This window comes from Klebsiella sp. 141161 (assembly GCF_050600815.1).
GTDB classification, from domain to species: Bacteria; Pseudomonadota; Gammaproteobacteria; order Enterobacterales; family Enterobacteriaceae; genus Klebsiella; species Klebsiella aerogenes.
The window spans coordinates 615,325-632,395 of sequence record NZ_JAQIRN010000002.1; the positions used below are offsets into that span (position 1 = coordinate 615,325).

At 55.3% G+C, this 17,071-nt stretch carries 15 protein-coding genes; 12 read left to right on the forward strand and 3 right to left on the reverse strand.

The features are described from left to right. The first annotated feature begins 94 nt into the window (after nucleotides 1-94). Entirely contained in the window at nucleotides 95-2,116 is a 2,022-nt protein-coding gene (locus PGR79_RS07495; RefSeq protein WP_430921386.1) for an FAD-dependent oxidoreductase, read from the forward strand. Nucleotides 2,117-2,312: 196 nt separating this feature from the next. Here the strand turns inward: PGR79_RS07495 and rlmG are convergent, their stop codons facing one another. Beyond that, nucleotides 2,313-3,443 (reverse strand): 23S rRNA (guanine(1835)-N(2))-methyltransferase RlmG, encoded by a 1,131-nt coding sequence (rlmG, locus tag PGR79_RS07500; RefSeq protein WP_430921388.1) that lies wholly within the window; start codon nucleotides 3,441-3,443, stop codon nucleotides 2,313-2,315. 70 nt (nucleotides 3,444-3,513) lie between these two features. On the opposite strand from rlmG, the gene PGR79_RS07505 reads away from it, so the two are divergent. The 5 genes from PGR79_RS07505 (at nucleotide 3,514) to sstT (ending at nucleotide 8,787) form a co-directional block, all read left to right on the forward strand. After that, on the forward strand, nucleotides 3,514-4,005 hold the full coding sequence (locus PGR79_RS07505) for a M48 metallopeptidase family protein (protein WP_308958046.1): 492 nt from the start codon (nucleotides 3,514-3,516) through the stop codon (nucleotides 4,003-4,005). 109 nt (nucleotides 4,006-4,114) lie between these two features. After that, on the forward strand, nucleotides 4,115-4,828 hold the full coding sequence (locus PGR79_RS07510; RefSeq protein ID WP_375372111.1) for a SanA/YdcF family protein: 714 nt from the start codon (nucleotides 4,115-4,117) through the stop codon (nucleotides 4,826-4,828). 93 nt (nucleotides 4,829-4,921) lie between these two features. Continuing rightward, nucleotides 4,922-5,911 carry a Gfo/Idh/MocA family protein gene (locus PGR79_RS07515; RefSeq protein WP_430921390.1) on the forward strand — a complete coding sequence of 330 codons (990 nt, stop codon included), beginning with the start codon at nucleotides 4,922-4,924 and terminating at the stop codon, nucleotides 5,909-5,911. 392 nt (nucleotides 5,912-6,303) lie between these two features. Beyond that, nucleotides 6,304-7,272 (forward strand): TerC family protein, encoded by a 969-nt coding sequence (locus tag PGR79_RS07520; RefSeq protein WP_020077873.1) that lies wholly within the window; start codon nucleotides 6,304-6,306, stop codon nucleotides 7,270-7,272. Between the two features lie 267 nt (nucleotides 7,273-7,539). After that, the gene (gene sstT / locus PGR79_RS07525) at nucleotides 7,540-8,787 is read left to right on the forward strand and encodes a serine/threonine transporter SstT (protein WP_087859887.1); all 1,248 of its coding nucleotides are present in this window, start codon (nucleotides 7,540-7,542) and stop codon (nucleotides 8,785-8,787) included. A gap of 466 nt (nucleotides 8,788-9,253) precedes the next feature. Here sstT and PGR79_RS07530 read toward each other — a convergent pair whose 3' ends face one another. Together PGR79_RS07530 and uxaC are read right to left on the reverse strand one after the other, a co-directional pair. Beyond that, on the reverse strand, nucleotides 9,254-10,741 hold the full coding sequence (locus PGR79_RS07530; protein ID WP_087859888.1) for a UxaA family hydrolase: 1,488 nt from the start codon (nucleotides 10,739-10,741) through the stop codon (nucleotides 9,254-9,256). 18 nt (nucleotides 10,742-10,759) lie between these two features. Then, nucleotides 10,760-12,172, reverse strand: coding sequence for a glucuronate isomerase (uxaC, locus tag PGR79_RS07535; RefSeq protein WP_316424675.1), 1,413 nt, complete (start codon nucleotides 12,170-12,172; stop codon nucleotides 10,760-10,762). A 468-nt stretch (nucleotides 12,173-12,640) separates the two neighbouring features. On the opposite strand from uxaC, the gene PGR79_RS07540 reads away from it, so the two are divergent. The 6 genes from PGR79_RS07540 to PGR79_RS07565 all read left to right on the forward strand — a co-directional run bounded on the left by PGR79_RS07540 (nucleotide 12,641) and on the right by PGR79_RS07565 (nucleotide 17,070). Next, nucleotides 12,641-13,942: an MFS transporter gene (locus tag PGR79_RS07540; RefSeq protein WP_213316659.1), complete on the forward strand. Its 1,302-nt coding sequence runs from the start codon at nucleotides 12,641-12,643 to the stop codon at nucleotides 13,940-13,942. A gap of 128 nt (nucleotides 13,943-14,070) precedes the next feature. Next, nucleotides 14,071-14,847, forward strand: coding sequence for a transcriptional regulator ExuR (exuR, locus tag PGR79_RS07545; protein WP_015369577.1), 777 nt, complete (start codon nucleotides 14,071-14,073; stop codon nucleotides 14,845-14,847). A gap of 326 nt (nucleotides 14,848-15,173) precedes the next feature. Beyond that, nucleotides 15,174-15,836 (forward strand): DedA family general envelope maintenance protein YqjA, encoded by a 663-nt coding sequence (gene yqjA, locus PGR79_RS07550; protein WP_015369576.1) that lies wholly within the window; start codon nucleotides 15,174-15,176, stop codon nucleotides 15,834-15,836. An 8-nt stretch (nucleotides 15,837-15,844) separates the two neighbouring features. After that, nucleotides 15,845-16,222 (forward strand): EnvZ/OmpR regulon moderator MzrA, encoded by a 378-nt coding sequence (gene mzrA, locus PGR79_RS07555; protein ID WP_162750128.1) that lies wholly within the window; start codon nucleotides 15,845-15,847, stop codon nucleotides 16,220-16,222. 148 nt (nucleotides 16,223-16,370) lie between these two features. Next, a complete protein-coding gene (locus PGR79_RS07560; RefSeq protein ID WP_047044796.1) occupies nucleotides 16,371-16,739 on the forward strand; it encodes a DUF1090 domain-containing protein in 369 nt (122 codons plus the stop codon). A gap of 25 nt (nucleotides 16,740-16,764) precedes the next feature. Further along, nucleotides 16,765-17,070 carry a DUF883 family protein gene (locus PGR79_RS07565; protein ID WP_015369573.1) on the forward strand — a complete coding sequence of 102 codons (306 nt, stop codon included), beginning with the start codon at nucleotides 16,765-16,767 and terminating at the stop codon, nucleotides 17,068-17,070. The last annotated feature ends 1 nt before the right edge of the window (nucleotide 17,071 follow it).

A 17,071-nucleotide genomic window follows, 5' to 3' on the forward strand; every position in this document is an offset into this window, starting at 1 on the left:
CAATCACCGCACTCCCCTTTTCCCTTTTTCTCCGCGACGGCTAAATTAGTAACTCATCCGACCACATAACAATAATTTTACATTGGAAGCCACTATGAGCCGCTATCCGTCGCTTTTCGCCCCGCTTGAGCTGGGCTTCACAACGCTCAAAAACCGCGTGTTGATGGGCTCAATGCACACCGGGCTGGAAGAGCTGCCGGACGGCGCGCAGCGGCTGGCGGCCTTTTACGCCGAACGCGCCCGTCACGGCGTGGCGCTGATCGTCACCGGCGGCATCGCTCCGGCGCCCTCTGGCGTCACCATGGCCGGCGGCGCGGTACTCAACGATGCCAGCCATCTGGCGCACCATCGCCATATTACCGACGCGGTACATCAGGAAGGCGGCAAAATCGCCCTGCAGATCCTGCACACCGGGCGCTACAGCTACCAGCCCGTGCTAGTGGCTCCTTCGGCGCTACAGGCGCCGATTAACCGTTTTACGCCCCATGAACTGAGCCACGATGAGATCCTGACGCTGATCGATGATTTTGCCCACTGCGCCCAACTGGCGCGTGAAGCGGGATATGACGGCGTCGAAGTGATGGGCTCTGAGGGCTATCTGATTAACGAATTTCTCGCCGCGCGCACCAACCAGCGCGACGACCAATGGGGCGGCGATTATGCCAGGCGCATGCGTTTCGCCGTAGAGGTGGTTAAGGCGGTACGCCAGCGCGCCGGCCACGATTTCATTATCATCTACCGCCTGTCGATGCTCGATCTGGTCAACGACGGCAGCACGCTGGCGGAAGTCACCGAACTGGCCAAAGCGATTGAAGCGGCGGGGGCGACAATTATCAACACCGGGATTGGCTGGCACGAAGCGCGCATTCCGACCATCGCCACGCCGGTACCGCGCGGAGCTTTCAGCTGGGTCACCCGCAAGCTGAAAGGCGCGGTGTCGATCCCGTTGATCACCACCAACCGCATCAACGATCCGCAGGTCGCGGAGGATATTCTCGCCCGCGGCGATGCCGATATGGTATCGATGGCCCGCCCGTTCCTCGCCGACGCCGAATTTATGTCGAAAGCGCAGCGCGATCGCGCCAGGGAGATCAATACCTGCATCGGTTGCAACCAGGCGTGTCTCGATCGGATCTTCGCCGGCAAAGTCACCTCTTGTCTGGTCAACCCGCGCGCCTGTCATGAAACCCTGATGCCGGTCCTGCCTGCCAACGCGCCTAAACGGCTGGCGGTCGTCGGCGCCGGGCCGGCCGGTCTGGCCTTCTCCGTTAACGCCGCCGCCCGCGGTCATCATGTCACGTTGTTCGATGCGCTCTCTGAGATCGGCGGCCAGTTTAATATCACCAAACAGATCCCCGGCAAAGAGGAGTTTCACGAGACGTTGCGTTACTACCGCACCATGCTCGATCTTCATGGTGTCGATCTACGCCTGAACACCCGCGTCACGACAGACGATCTGCTGGCGTTCGATGAGACGATCCTCGCCACCGGCATCGCCCCGCGCCTGCCGGAGATCGACGGGATCGATCATCCCAAAGTGCTGAGCTACCTTGATGTCTTGCGCGATAAAGCGCCGGTTGGCGCGAAGGTGGCGATTATCGGCTGCGGCGGCATCGGCTTCGACACCGCGATGTATTTAAGCCAGTCGGGCGCGGCCACCAGCCAGGATATCGGCGAGTTCTGCCGCGAATGGGGTATCGATACCAGCCTGCAAACGGCGGGAGGGCTGAGTGCTGAAGGCCCACAGCTGAGTAAAAGCCCGCGACAGATTGTGATGCTACAGCGCAAAGCCAGCAAACCGGGCGAAGGGCTCGGCAAAACCACCGGTTGGATCCACCGCGCGACGCTGCTGGCGCGCGGCGTGAAAATGATCCCGGCGGTCAGCTATGAAAAGATCGATGATGAAGGGTTACACGTCACTATCGGCGGCGAGCGCCAACTGTTGGCGGTCGATCAGGTAATTATCTGCGCCGGTCAGGAACCGCGCCGCGAGCTGGCGGAACCGCTGCGCGCGGCGGGGAAAACGGTGCATTTAATCGGCGGTTGCGACGTGGCGGCGGAGCTGGATGCGCGCCGGGCGATTGCCCAGGGCACAAAACTGGCGCTGGCGATTTAGCCGTGTCCCGGGGGCGGCGCGATGCGCCTTCCCCAGGTTACCCGCGGTGTCGTTTTTTGTCGGGTGGCGGCTAACGCCTTACCCGACCTACGGTCCTTGCGACCTGCCTTTAATTTATTCACCATGCTGACTGAAACTACCAGTCGGTAGCCCGGCTAAGGCGACAGCCGCAAGCCGGGGGAAGCAGCGACATGCATCAGCGCTGCTTACGCACCTTCGTTGCTTTCAAAATGACAAACTTATTGTTCGTCGCAATCGTCGTGCAATTACCAAAAGCGCGCTTCAGCTTACGGAAGTAATCAAGGTGGCGGTTGCCGACGACGTACAGCTCGCCGCCGTATTTCAGGCTGCGGCGGGCATCGTTAAACATCTGCCAGGCAATATGGTCGGTAATAGCGTGCTGCTGATGGAACGGCGGATTACACAGAATCGCCGTAAAGCGGTCAGGCTCAATGCCGGAAAGCGAATTGTTGACCATGAATTCACAGCGTGCGATATCGTCCGGCAGGTTGCGCTCGACGTTCAAACGGCTGGAAGCCACCGCCATGTGCGACTCATCGGTGAACATCACGCTGGCGTTTGGGTTTTGCGCCAGCGCCTGCAGGCCAATCACCCCGTTGCCGCAGCCGAGATCGGCGATCTCGCCTTCCAGATCGGACGGCAGATGTTCGAGGAAAAAGCGCGCGCCGATATCCAGGCCGCTGCGGGCAAAAACGTTGGCATGGTTATGGATAGTCCATGGCGTACCGTCCAGCTTCCAACTGTAGGTTTGCGGCGCATCGGCAAGTTTAGGCGCGGTGAAAACGCAGTGAATCAAACGCGCTTTTTTCCACGCCAGCGAGGTCGTCGTGGTGCCGAGGATTTTTTCAAACAACGCCAGCGTCGAGTTGTGCACATCACGGGCTTTCGCCGCCGCGATGATGCGGGTTTCCGGCGTCACCACTTCGCGCAGCGCGCGCAGCTGTTGTTCCAGCAGGGCCAGCTGTTTCGGCACCTTAATCAGCACCAGCGCCGGCGCGACCGGCAGCGGGCTCAGGCTATCCTGAAAGCGCACGCTCTCTTCATCGATACCGTTCATCCGCAGGTTGTGGCGGGTCGCCAGCTCGGAAATAAAGGAGTCGTTGATGCTGACCGGGTTGCGCTCCGCCAGCGCGCAGGAGATCGCGCCGAAGCCGTCGTTGAAGATGAGCGTCAGGCCGTCGACGTCATTCACCTGTTGCAGCAGATATTCATCCGCCGCTTCCCATGCCTGAAGCGCTTCTTCTTCAGCGTTAGGTGGGAACCGCTCTAATGTGAATAACTCACCGTTTAACTCTACCTGGCTCATCGCCCCTCCGAAATGCTAAAATTCGCGCGTGTTATCGCTCAATTCTCCGGAGAAGTAAACTTTTTTCACCATGAACACGCTACCTTACCTTCAGGGTTACCCCGAATCGCTGCTGTCGCAGGTGACGACCTTAATCGAGCAAGGTCGCCTCGGCGAGGTGCTGCAAAAGCGCTATCCGCAGGGGCATGATGTCAACAGCGATAAGGCGTTATATCAATATACCCAGGATCTGAAGGCCCGCTATCTGCGCGGGGCGGCGCCAATCAATAAGGTGATGTACGACAGTAAAATCCACGTGCTGAAGAACGCGCTTGGTCTGCATACCGCTATTTCCCGCGTTCAGGGCGGCAAACTAAAAGCTAAAGCGGAAATTCGCGTAGCGACGGTGTTTCGCGACGCGCCGGAAGCGTTTCTGCGTATGATCGTGGTTCATGAACTGGCGCATTTAAAAGAGAAGGATCACAACAAAGCCTTCTATCAGCTTTGCTGTCATATGGAGCCGCAGTATCACCAGCTAGAGTTTGATACCCGCCTGTGGCTGACGCATCTTGCTTTACCCTGATTCTGAAAAATTTTTGTCCCGATAGTTTTTTTATACGCTTAAATTTAGAATCAATTAGTTAAAGGAGTTTTCGTTTAATTTCAGCACAGGGAATGTGTCAATGAACTGGATGTTCATAACAGAGTTATATAACAAAATAAGCGGTACTTTTACTATCAGGACGGTCCAACTTATCCGTCGATTTATTTTCGCCGCTTGCATGTTGCTTACCGCCTGCGTGACATTAATCTTTTACGCCGACACGCTCATTATCAAAACAACACAACATCTTATCTGGAACGATATCAACACGCTTCCCTACAATAATGTTGGATTAGTTCTCGGCGCCAAGCCTGGCAATAAATTCTTTGTTCGCCGTATTAATACCGCAGCCGCGCTGTACCATGCCGGAAAAGTAAAGTGGCTACTGGTCAGCGGCGACAATAGCAAAAAAAATTATGACGAACCCTCGGCGATGCAGCAGGCGCTCATCCATCAAGGAGTGCCTGAAGAAGCGATTTTCTGCGATTACGCAGGTTTTTCGACGCTAGACTCGGTAGTGCGCGCGCAAAAAGTTTTTGGCATAACCGATATGACTATTATTTCCCAAGGCTTCCATAACCCGCGGGCGCTATGGCTGGCCAGAGAATATGGTATTCGCGCTATTGCCGTTAATGCTCCCGATATCCCCCAAAAAGCGCGAATATTCACGCATTTTAGAGAAAAACTAGCCCGAGTTAGCGCAGTTATCGATGCAAAGATATTACATCGACAACCTAAATATCTGGGTTCAGTAGTTAGCATAGGTCAAGAGGTTCAGCGAGGATGCCCCACCAAGAACTAGCAATTTACCAGAGTGCGTATTTGCGCACTCGTTTTGTCATCATGGCGTGCTAGAGTGACGAAAGGTCCCCTTTAACGGAGTTCGTCAACGTTTATGATACGTTTCGCAGTTGTTGGCACAAACTGGATTACTAAGCAGTTTGTCGATGCCGCCCATGAAACCGGTAAATTTAAACTCACCGCGATTTATTCCCGCAGCCTTGAACAGGCGCAAGCTTTCGCTAATGACTACCCGGTCGAGCATCTGTTTACTTCGCTCGATGAACTGGCGCAGAGTCCTGACGTTGACGCGGTCTATATTGCCAGTCCGAACTCGCTGCACTTCCCGCAAACTCGCCTGTTCCTGAGCCATAAAAAGCACGTGATTTGCGAAAAGCCGCTGGCATCAAACCTCCAGGAAGTCGAAGCGGCGATTGCCATGGCTAAAGAAAACAACGTGGTACTGTTTGAAGCCTTCAAAACCGCCAGCCTGCCCAACTTCCTGCTGCTGCGCGAAGCGCTCGATAAAGTGGGCAAATTGCGCAAAGCCTTCATCAACTACTGTCAGTACTCGTCGCGCTACCAGCGCTATCTCGACGGCGAAAACCCGAATACTTTCAACCCGGCTTTTTCCAATGGCTCGATTATGGATATCGGTTTTTACTGCCTCGCCTCGGCGGTCGCGCTGTGGGGCGAACCGCAAACGGTCCATGCCAGCGCCAGCCTGCTGGCGAGCGGCGTTGATGGCCAGGGTACGGTGGTGCTGAGCTACGGCGATTTCGATGTCACCTTGCACCACTCGAAGGTCAGCGACTCCACTATCCCTAGCGAAATCCAGGGTGAAGAAGGCGCGCTGGTGATTGAGAAAATCTCCGAATGCCAGAAGGTGGCCTTTATTCCACGCGGCGGAAAAGCGCAGGATCTCACCCAGCCTCAGCACATCAATACTATGTTGTATGAAGCGGAGGCGTTCGCGCGGCTGGTGGAAGCCAACGACGTCGATCATCCCGGGCTTGAGGTCAGCCGCATTACGGCAAAACTGCTAAGCGAAATCCGTCGCCAGACCGGCGTGGTCTTCCCGGCGGATACCCAGCCTATACCCTAAATAATTCAAGTTGCAGGAAGGCGGCAAGTGCGCGAATCCCCAGGAGCATAGATAACTATGTGACTGGGTGAACGCACGCAGCCAACGCACCTGCAGCTTGAAGTATGACGGGTATATCGCGTAAAGCAGTGTAAATGGGCCCTCGACCTCCATTGACGCCCTTTATAACTTGTAATACTTTGTTACGTGCAAAGGGGAGTAACTTCCTGGCCGGTCGATCGTCATTACGATGCGTGCAAAACCGCATCCGGTCGCCGGGCAACAAGACCAAGGGTCCAGTTCCCGTCTTGTTGTAAGTGAGACCTTGCCGGAAGGCGAGGTCTATGCATAAAAGCGCAGCGGCTGCCGTCTTCCGACGACAGCCGTTTTGTTTTTATGTAAGGAATAACGCAATGAATAGTGTCGGCACGCCGTTGTTATGGGGCGGATTCGCTGTAGTCGTGGTCATCATGCTGGCGATCGATTTACTGCTTCAGGGAAGGCGCGGTGCGCATACCATGACCATGAAGCAGGCCGCCGGTTGGTCCATCCTGTGGGTCACCCTCTCCCTGCTGTTTAACGCCGCTTTCTGGTGGTACCTGGTGCAAACGCAGGGCCGCGCCGTCGCCGATCCGCAGGCGTTAGCCTTCCTCACCGGTTATCTGATTGAAAAATCACTGGCGGTCGATAACGTCTTCGTCTGGTTAATGCTCTTTAGCTACTTTGCCGTGCCGCCTGCGCTACAGCGCCGGGTACTGGTGTATGGCGTCCTCGGGGCGATTGTCCTGCGTACCATTATGATCTTCACCGGCAGCTGGCTGATTTCGCAGTTCGAATGGCTACTGTACGTGTTCGGCGCGTTCCTGCTGTTTACCGGGGTGAAAATGGCGCTGGCGAAAGAAGATGATTCCGGGATCGGCGATAAGCCGCTGGTGCGTTGGATCCGCAGCCATCTGCGTATGACGGATAAAATCGAGAGCGAGCGCTTCTTCACCCGTAAAAACGGCGTACTGTTCGCCACGCCGCTGCTGCTGGTGCTGATCCTGGTTGAGCTGAGCGACGTGATTTTCGCCGTTGATAGCATCCCGGCGATTTTCGCGGTGACCACCGACCCGTTTATCGTGCTGACCTCTAACCTATTTGCGATTCTCGGTCTGCGTGCGATGTATTTCCTGCTGGCGGGTGTGGCCGAACGCTTCTCGATGCTGAAGTATGGCCTGTCGGTGATCCTGGTGTTTATCGGTATCAAGATGCTGATCGTCGATTTCTACCACATTCCGATTGCCGTTTCCCTCGGCGTGGTGGGCGGCATTCTGGCGGCGACGCTGCTGATTAACGCCTGGGTGAACAAACAGAACGATAAGAAGAAACAGCTGCAATAACTCCCTGCTCCCGGTCAGATATCGCGTATCTGGCCGGGATACGCATCACTGCTTCAGGCTTCCCGCGCATAATCTTTATCTATGTCACAAAAACGTTAATACATAGTTAAAAAACAAGATCGGCGCGTAAGAAACAGTAGATTACGCTTCCTCCCTCGCGTTCTTTCCGTATACTCGACCATGCAAACATTCATTTACATCCGGACATAAACGTAACAAATAATACGTCGCCGGGATGGACTGCTACATCACTGGAAGGAATGATTTATGACAACACAAACCCGCCCGTCGGGGCTGCTGCAGCGCCTGGCGCATGGCAGTCTGGTGAAACAAATCCTGTTGGGACTGGTACTTGGCGTGATACTGGCGCTGGTCTCGAAACCGGCCGCTATCGCGGTCGGGCTGCTGGGAACGCTGTTCGTCGGCGCGCTAAAAGCCGTCGCGCCGGTACTGGTATTAATGCTGGTGATGGCGTCGATCGCTAACCATCAGCACGGACAAAAAACCAGTATCCGCCCGATTCTGTTTCTCTATCTGCTGGGCACCTTCAGCGCGGCGCTCACCGCGGTGCTGTTTAGCTTTGTTTTCCCTTCTACGCTGCATCTGACCAGCGCGGCGGACAGCATCACCCCGCCGTCGGGAATTGTAGAGGTGCTGCGCGGACTGCTGATGAGTATGGTGGCTAATCCTATCGACGCGCTGCTGAACGCCAACTACATCGGTATTCTGGTGTGGGCGGTGGGCCTGGGCTTCGCGCTGCGCCACGGTAACGACAGCACTAAAAACCTGATTAACGACGTCTCGCACGCCGTGACTTTTATCGTCAAGATGGTCATCCGTTTTGCGCCGCTGGGTATTTTTGGCCTGGTCGCCTCGACGCTGGCGACGACCGGTTTCGACACATTGTGGGGCTACGCCCAGCTGCTGCTGGTGCTGGTCGGCTGCATGCTGCTGGTGGCGCTGGTGATTAACCCGCTGCTGGTATTCTGGAAAATCCGTCGTAACCCGTATCCGCTGGTGCTGACCTGCCTGCGTGAAAGCGGCGTCTACGCCTTCTTTACCCGCAGCTCCGCCGCCAACATTCCGGTAAATATGGCGCTGTGCGAGAAGCTGAATCTGGATCGCGATACCTATTCGGTATCTATTCCGCTGGGGGCGACCATCAATATGGCGGGCGCGGCGATTACTATCACCGTGCTAACGCTGGCGGCGGTGCATACGTTGAATATTCCGGTGGACCTGCCGACAGCGCTGCTGCTGAGCGTTGTGGCTTCACTGTGCGCCTGCGGCGCTTCCGGAGTAGCGGGCGGTTCACTGCTGCTGATCCCGCTGGCCTGTAACATGTTCGGTATTCCGAACGATGTCGCCATGCAGGTCGTCGCCGTCGGCTTTATTATCGGCGTGCTGCAGGACTCCTGCGAAACGGCGCTCAACTCATCAACCGATGCGCTGTTTACCGCTGCGGCCTGTATGGCCGAAGACGAACAGCTGGCGAAAAACGCCCTGCGTAGTTAGCGTATTGTCGGATGGCGCTACGCTTATCCGACCTACGGTCCGGTATTCGGCTGGTAGCCCCGGTAAGCGTAAGCGCGACCGGGGAGAGTTTAACGGCGGCGCCGTTACTTTGTCGGATGGCGCTACGCTTATCCGACCTACGGTCCGGTATTCGGCTGTTAGCCCCGGTAAGCGTGAGCGCGACCGGGGAGAGCTCAACGGCGGCGCCGTTAGTTTGTCGGATGGCGCTACGCTTATCCGACCTACGGTCCGGTATTCGGCTGGTAGCCCCGGTAAGCGTAAGCGCGACCGGGGAGAGTTCAACGGCGGCGCCGTTAGTTTGTCGGATGGCGCTACGCTTATCCGACCTACGGTCCGGTATGCGGGTAGTAGCCCCGGTAAGCGTAAGCGCAACCGGGGAGAGCTCAATATTGTCGGATGGCGTTGCGCTTATCCGACCTTGCAAACACCGCGGTGGTCACTGCCGTTACAGCGTGACGCCGCTTTTAAAGATAGCCAGTTCGCGGAAATCATTGCGTTCGTTGCAGGTTTGCTTGCCGTTGGCGATATCAACGATCAGATCGACAAACTCCTCCAGCACCTGCGGCATCGCTTTCCCGTGAATCAACTGCCCGGCATCGAAATCAATCCAGTGCTTTTTCTTCGCCGCCAGCTCGCTGTTGGTAGCGATTTTTACCGTCGGTACGAAACCACCATAAGGGGTGCCGCGACCGGTACTGAACAGCACCATATGACAGCCGGCGCCCGCCAGCGCGCTGGTCGCCACCGCGTCGTTACCCGGCGCGCTCAACAGATTCAACCCGTGGACTTTCAACCGTTCGCCGTAGCGCAGAACGTCAACCACCTGGCTGGAACCGGCTTTCTGCGTGCAGCCAAGCGACTTATCTTCCAGCGTCGTGATACCGCCCGCTTTGTTACCCGGCGACGGGTTCTCATAGATAGGCTGGTCGTGGGCAATAAAATACTGTTTAAAATCATTGACCATAGTGACCAGTTTGCCGAAGGTCTCTTCGTCGCGACAGTGGCTCATCAGTAGCTGCTCGGCGCCGAACATTTCCGGCACTTCGGTCAACACCGTGGTGCCGCCGTTCGCAATCAGATAGTCAGAAAAACGCCCCAGCATTGGGTTAGCGGTAATGCCGGACAGGCCGTCCGAGCCGCCACACTCAAGGCCAAACTTCAGTTCGCTCAGTTTACCCGCTTCGCGTTTATCATGGCGCATCACTTCATAGAGCTGATGAAGATGCTCAATTCCCGCTTCCACTTCATCTTCCTGATGTTGGCAAATCATGAAGTGCACGCGTTCCGGGTCAAAATCCCCCAGCGTTTCACGGAAGGCATCAACCTGGTTGTTCTCACAGCCAAGACCAATCACCAACACCGCCCCGGCATTCGGGTGGCGGACCATGTTTTGCAGCATGGTACGGGTGTTGATGTGGTCGTCTCCCAACTGCGAGCAGCCATAGGTGTGGCTGAAAAGGAAGACACCGTCGGTGCCTTCCGCGTCGTTGGTCTCTTTCAGGAAACGGTTCTGGATCTGCCGGGCGATGCCGTTAACACAGCCCACGGTCGGCAGGATCCATAATTCGTTACGCACGCCGACTTCACCGCTGGCGCGACGATAAATCTCAACGTCGCGATCCGCAGGCTGCGCCGGTTGTTCAACCCGATCAGGTTGATAGCGATACGCGTCGAGATCGCTCAGATTGGTACGCGTATTGTGCGCATGAACATGCTCGCCCGGCGCGATATCCGCCAGCGCATGACCAATCGGCAACCCGTACTTAATGACGTTTTCACCTTTCGCAATGGCCCGCAGCGCGAACTTATGACCGCGGACAACATCCTGGCGGAGGGTGACGGTATCGTTATCAATCGTCACCACGGTTCCTGACGCCATATCCGCCAGCGCCACCGCGACGTTATCCTGCGAATGGATTTTAATGTATTGCATATCAACCGACCTCAGGCCTTAGTTCAATTCAATGGCGAAGTAATCACGCGCATTGTTAAAGCAGATGTTTTTCACCATCTCGCCCAGCAGCGCGATATCCGCAGGCGCTTCGCCAGCAGCCACCCAGCGGCCGATCATCTGGCACAGAATACGGCGGAAGTATTCATGGCGGGTGTAGGAGAGGAAGCTGCGGCTGTCGGTCAGCATACCGACAAAGCGGCTCAGCAGACCAAGCTGCGCCAGCTGGGTCATCTGACGTTCCATGCCGTCTTTCTGATCGTTGAACCACCAGCCGGAACCGAACTGCATCTTGCCCGGCATGCCTTCGCCCTGGAAGTTACCGACCATGGTGCCCAGCACTTCGTTATCGCGAGGGTTCAGGCAGTACAGAATGGTTTTCGGCAGCAGGTTTTCTTCGTTCTGCTTGCTCAGCAGCTTTGATAGCTCTTCAGCCATCGGACGATCGTTGATGGAGTCGAAGCCAACATCCGGCCCTAACAGTTTGAACTGACGCAGGTTGTTGTTACGCAGCGCGCCGATGTGGTACTGCTGTACCCAGCCGCGGCGCGCGTATTCCGCACCTAGGAACACCAGCACCGCCGTTTTGAACTGCGCGACTTCATGGTCGCTGAGCGTTTCGCCCGCCAGACGGCGCGCCAGAATGCTATCCAGTTCGCTATCAGTGGCTTCAGCGAACAGCACAACGTCCAGCGCGTGGTCGGAAACTTTACAGCCGTGAGCGGCAAAGTGATCCAGACGCTTAGTCAGCGCGCTTTGCAGATCGGCAAAACGGCGAATCTCGGTATCGGAGACTTCGCCAAGCTTGTTCATGTAATCGTTAAAAGTGGCCTGCTCGATATTGAACGCTTTATCCGGGCGCCAGCTCGGCAGTACCTTGATATCAAAGGTGCTATCTTTGGCGACCGCCGCGTGATGCTCCAGCGAATCAATCGGATCGTCGGTCGTCCCCACCATCTTCACATTCATCTGCTTCATGATTCCACGGGCGGAAAACGACTCCTGAGCCAGTAACTCATTACACCGATCCCAGATTTCATCCGCCGTGGCTGGCGACAGTAACTTACCTGTAATACCAAAAGGACGGCGCAGCTCTAAATGCGTCCAGTGGTATAGCGGGTTACCGATGGTATGAGGAACGGTCGCCGCCCAGGCGTCAAATTTCTCGCGATCGGAAGCATCGCCGGTACACAGGCGCTCCGCCACGCCGTTGGTACGCATCGCACGCCATTTGTAATGGTCGCCTTTCAGCCAGATGTCATACAGATTTTTAAAACGGTAATTTTCGGCAACCTGCTGCGGCGGAAGGTGGCAGTGGTAGTCGAAAATCGGCTGATCTTTGGCGTAATCGTGGTAAAGACGGCGGGCAAACTCGGTATCAAGCAGAAAATCTTCGGTCATAAACGGTGTCATTGTCGTGTCCTCTTCGCCCCATCAAGGAGCCCATCAGATGATTGACTCTAATGCTGACAAAGTTATCACACCAATTTCTACAGGCCGAAGTATTTTTCGTGAGTTAGATCAATAAACGTCGACAAAAAAAGCACCACCAAAGGAGTAAACATCGCTGCAAGCCGCGCCAGAACTGGCTTTGATTGCCGCAATTAATGTCCCTACAAACTTTCCCACTTTTGTGACAGTACTCAACTTTTAAAGTTGTATGACAAGTTATCTTTCTGCCGTCGCAACATATAAACCGACGGAATGCATTACCGGTGTGAATAACATCGGCTTAAACGGTAGGGATGCCGGTTTCACTTTAACCACTGATGGCAAGGTTCAGTTCACGTCCTGAACCCTCCGTTTCCCCATCCTGCTCCTCTTAACGAGGGGAAAGATGGCCGCAGACGCTGCGGAGAGACAACAACGATGAGGTTTTACATGCGTAAAATTAAAGGGTTACGTTGGTATATGATCGCACTGGTGACGCTGGGCACCGTGCTGGGTTACCTGACTCGTAACACCGTAGCGGCGGCTGCGCCGACGCTGATGGAAGAGTTGCACATTTCAACCCAACAATATTCTTATATCATCGCCGCCTACTCCGCTGCATATACCGTTATGCAGCCGGTTGCCGGTTATGTGCTGGATGTGCTTGGCACCAAAATTGGCTACGCCTTCTTTGCTATCGCCTGGGCGGTATTCTGCGGTTCAACGGCGCTGGCAGGGAGCTGGGGCGGCCTGGCGCTGGCCCGCGGCGCGGTCGGCGCAGCGGAAGCGGCGATGATTCCAGCCGGTCTGAAAGCCAGCTCCGAATGGTTCCCGGCGAAAGAGCGTTCCATCGCCGTCGGCTACTTCAACGTCGGCTCTTCCATCGGCGCGATGATTGCTCCACCGCTGGTGGTATGGGCGATTGTCATGCATAGCTGGCAGATGGCATTTATTATTTCCGGGGTTCTGAGCTTCGCCTGGGCGATGGCCTGGCTGATTTTCTACAAACACCCGCGCGATCAGAAAAAACTCACCGATGAAGAACGTGACTACATCATCGGCGGCCAGGAATCTCACCATCAGACCAACAACGCGAAGAAAATGTCGCCGTGGCAGATCCTGCGTAACCGTCAGTTCTGGGGTATTGCGCTGCCGCGCTTCCTCGCAGAACCGGCCTGGGGTACCTTCAACGCCTGGATCCCGCTGTTCATGTTTAAAGTTTACGGCTTTAACCTGAAAGAGATCGCCATGTTCGCCTGGATGCCGATGCTGTTCGCCGACCTCGGCTGCATCGTCGGCGGCTATTTGCCTCCGCTGTTCCAGCGCTGGTTTGGCGTGAATCTTATCGTCTCACGTAAAATGGTCGTGACGATGGGCGCCCTGCTGATGATTGGTCCTGGCATGATTGGCCTGTTCACCAGCCCGTATGTGGCGATTGCGCTGCTGTGCGTCGGCGGTTTTGCTCATCAGGCCTTGTCCGGTGCGCTGATCACCCTCTCTTCCGACGTCTTTGGTCGTAACGAAGTGGCGACCGCCAACGGCCTGACCGGGATGGCCGCATGGCTGGCCAGCACCCTATTCGCGCTGGTCGTCGGCGCGCTGGCGGATACCATCGGCTTCAGCCCGCTGTTTGCGGTGCTGGCGGTCTTCGACCTACTCGGCGCGCTGGTTATCTGGACGGTACTGAAAAACAAATCGGCCGACGATGACTCGACGCCGCTCAATACCAGTAAACCGGTGACGCAAAGCTAGACTGCAAGATGATTGTGCACTGACTAAGCCGCCTTTTTGAGGCGGCTTTTTTTATGCCTTCCAGTGGTGGAAAGCGCGTAAAAGTGGTATAACAAATCGAATATTGTCGCCATCTTCCGGGAGCGAATATGGAAATCAGTGAACCGCGCCGTCTCTATCAGCAGCTTGCCGCTGAGCTAAAGACGCGTATCGAACAAGGCGTCTACCTTGTAGGGGATAAGCTGCCCGCAGAGCGCTTCATCGCCGATGAAAAAAGCGTCAGCCGCACCGTGGTTCGCGAAGCCATCATCATGCTGGAAGTCGAAGGCTATGTTGAAGTCCGCAAAGGCTCCGGCATCCACGTTATTTCCAACCACCCGAAATACCAACAGGTGGTGGACGAATCGCTGGAATTCGCCAACTATGGCCCGTTTGAATTACTCCAGGCCCGTCAGTTAATTGAGAGCAATATCGCTGAATTCGCCGCGACTCAGGTGACCAAACAGGACATCATGAAGCTAATGGAAATTCAGGAGAAAGCCCGCAACGAGAAGTGTTTCCGTGATTCCGAATGGGACCTGCAGTTCCATGTCCAGGTCGCGCTGGCCACCCAGAATACCGCCCTTGCCGCCATCGTTGAGAAGATGTGGACCCAGCGTGTGCATAACCCATACTGGAAAAAACTACACGATCACATCGATCTGCGCACCGTCGATAACTGGTGCGACGATCATGACCAAATCCTCAAAGCGCTAATTCGTAAAGACCCTCATGCGGCGAAGCTGGCGATGTGGCAACATCTGGAGAATACCAAGCTGATGCTGTTTAACGAAACCAGCGATGACTTTGAATTCAATGCCGATCGCTATCTGTTTGCCGAAAATCCGGTGGTTCATCTCGATACCGCGGCGAACGGAGCAAAATAACGTATTATCCCCTCCACGGGCAGAACCTCTTTTTCTGCCCGCAAACCCGACAGGGTAAGCAAAGCATATATAGTGTCAGCCTGTGTAAATCCTCTCGCTACTCGTCCACGCAACCCGCAAAATCAATCAGCAACAAACTGCAATTTCTCTGACGGAAAGTCAGCTAGTTTGTTACAATTAGATGCATTTTGCCGTTCTGTAGGTAAGTGTTTACTTACTGTTTAATCAAGGATCCGATCAGAACGTCTCAACAGCGGCCATACTCTAAAAATAATCTAGTCGCTATGTATAAGACGTACCGTTAACCGATGTACCAGGAATCGTGAATGGAACTACTAACCCAATTACTGAATGCCTTATGGGCCCAGGATTACGAAACGCTCGCTAATCCCTCCATGATTGGCATGCTCTATTTTGTCTTATTTATGATTTTGTTCCTTGAGAACGGTTTGCTGCCGGCGGCGTTTTTACCGGGCGATAGTCTGCTGGTGCTGGTCGGCGTTTTGATCGCCAAAGGGGCGATGGGCTTCCCGGAAACCTTACTGCTTCTGACGGCGGCGGCAAGCCTCGGCTGCTGGGTGAGCTACATTCAGGGACGCTGGCTGGGCAATACGCGGATCGTGCAAAACTGGCTCTCGCATTTACCCTCGCATTATCACCAGCGAGCGCATCACCTGTTCCACAAGCACGGGTTGTCAGCGCTGCTGATTGGCCGCTTTATCGCCTTCGTGCGTACGCTTCTGCCAACAATTGCCGGTATCTCTGGTCTGAATAACGCGCGTTTTCAGTTCTTTAACTGGATGAGCGGCCTGCTGTGGGTGCTGATTCTTACCTCTCTCGGCTATCTGCTGGGTAAAACACCGGTGTTCCTGAAGTATGAAGATCAGCTGATGTCATGTCTGATGCTGCTACCGGTTGCGCTGCTGGTCTTTGGTCTGATCGGCTCCCTGGTTGTACTGTGGAAGAAAAAACACAGCAGTCGGAGCTGAGCATGGTCATCAAACGTCCTTCCTGGCGCCAGCTGCGGTGGCTGCTGGGCGGCTCACTGCTGCTTTGCGCCATCGTCTGGCTGTGGTTGACCGTCAGTCAGCATGAGTCCACCCTGGCCATCCGTCCCGTCAGCCAGGGCGTCGCTATGCCGGACGGTTTTTCCGTCTGGCATCATCTTGACGCCAACGGCATCCGTTTTAAGAGCATCACGCCGCAAAAAGACGGCCTGCTGATCAAATTCGACTCCAATGCTCAGGGCGCCGCGGCAAAAGAAGTATTGGGCCGAGCTCTGCCTCACGGTTATATTATTGCTCTGGTGGATGAAGAAAATTCGGCCACCGCCTGGTTATCCCGCCTGCGCGATGCTCCGCGCCGTTTGGGATAACGCGTCAAAAATTCCGAATCTTTTCGCACGGTTTGGTGAAGTCTCGCTTTCGTGTCTATTATTAACACTGCGGGAACCGACTGGCTTGTAATGTTGACTGGATTGGGTATATCACCGATATCCCCTCACACAATGGAAGGTAGAATCCATGAATTACCGCATCGCACTATTACTGGCTCTGACCTCACTTAGCGCCAGCGCCTTCGCAGCCTCTCCTTGTCAGGAAAAAGAACAAAGCATCCAACGGGAGATCAGCTATGCCGAAAAACACCATAATCAGCATCGCATAGACGGCCTGAACAAAGCGCTGCAGGAAGTTCGCGCTAACTGCAGCGACAGCAAAGTCAGGGCTGAACATCAGCAGAAAATCGCTAAACAGAAGGCCGAAGTTGCCGAACGTCAGCGCGATCTGAGCGAGGCGAAGCAGAAAGGCGATGCAGACAAAATTAGCAAACGGGAACGCAAACTGGATGAAGCGCAGCAGGAACTGAAAGCGCTTGAGTCACGCGATTATTAATTGGTAAACGCTACAGGAGAACAAGATGGCTAAAGATAACGTTGCAGAAGATCTACGCGCTGAGCTGAAAAATCTGGCTGACACGCTGGAAGAAGTACTGAACTCCTCCACCGATAAATCGAAAGAAGAACTCGGCAAACTGCGTAGCAAAGCGGAAAGCGTACTGAAAGACAGCCGTGTGCGTCTCAGCGACACCAGCGATGCCATCGTCAAGCAGACGCGTGAAACCGCCGCTCGGGCCGATGAGTACGTCCGCGAAAATCCGTGGACCGGCGTGGGCATTGGCGCAGCCGTCGGGCTGGTTGTCGGCGTACTGCTGTCGCGCCGTTAAT

Excerpts from the sequence above, each read along its gene's own strand:
- PGR79_RS07560 (WP_047044796.1), top strand. The coding sequence starts at position 16,371 with ATGAATTACCGCATCGCACTATTACTGGCTCTGACCTCACTTAGCGCC.
- PGR79_RS07515 (WP_430921390.1), top strand. The coding sequence starts at position 4,922 with ATGATACGTTTCGCAGTTGTTGGCACAAACTGGATTACTAAGCAGTTT.
- PGR79_RS07520 (WP_020077873.1), top strand. The coding sequence starts at position 6,304 with ATGAATAGTGTCGGCACGCCGTTGTTATGGGGCGGATTCGCTGTAGTC.
- uxaC (WP_316424675.1), bottom strand. The coding sequence starts at position 12,172 with ATGACACCGTTTATGACCGAAGATTTTCTGCTTGATACCGAGTTTGCC.
- PGR79_RS07505 (WP_308958046.1), top strand. The coding sequence starts at position 3,514 with ATGAACACGCTACCTTACCTTCAGGGTTACCCCGAATCGCTGCTGTCG.
- PGR79_RS07540 (WP_213316659.1), top strand. The coding sequence starts at position 12,641 with ATGCGTAAAATTAAAGGGTTACGTTGGTATATGATCGCACTGGTGACG.
- PGR79_RS07495 (WP_430921386.1), top strand. The coding sequence starts at position 95 with ATGAGCCGCTATCCGTCGCTTTTCGCCCCGCTTGAGCTGGGCTTCACA.
- exuR (WP_015369577.1), top strand. The coding sequence starts at position 14,071 with ATGGAAATCAGTGAACCGCGCCGTCTCTATCAGCAGCTTGCCGCTGAG.
- PGR79_RS07510 (WP_375372111.1), top strand. The coding sequence starts at position 4,115 with ATGTTCATAACAGAGTTATATAACAAAATAAGCGGTACTTTTACTATC.
- PGR79_RS07565 (WP_015369573.1), top strand. The coding sequence starts at position 16,765 with ATGGCTAAAGATAACGTTGCAGAAGATCTACGCGCTGAGCTGAAAAAT.
- rlmG (WP_430921388.1), bottom strand. The coding sequence starts at position 3,443 with ATGAGCCAGGTAGAGTTAAACGGTGAGTTATTCACATTAGAGCGGTTC.
- yqjA (WP_015369576.1), top strand. The coding sequence starts at position 15,174 with ATGGAACTACTAACCCAATTACTGAATGCCTTATGGGCCCAGGATTAC.
- sstT (WP_087859887.1), top strand. The coding sequence starts at position 7,540 with ATGACAACACAAACCCGCCCGTCGGGGCTGCTGCAGCGCCTGGCGCAT.
- PGR79_RS07530 (WP_087859888.1), bottom strand. The coding sequence starts at position 10,741 with ATGCAATACATTAAAATCCATTCGCAGGATAACGTCGCGGTGGCGCTG.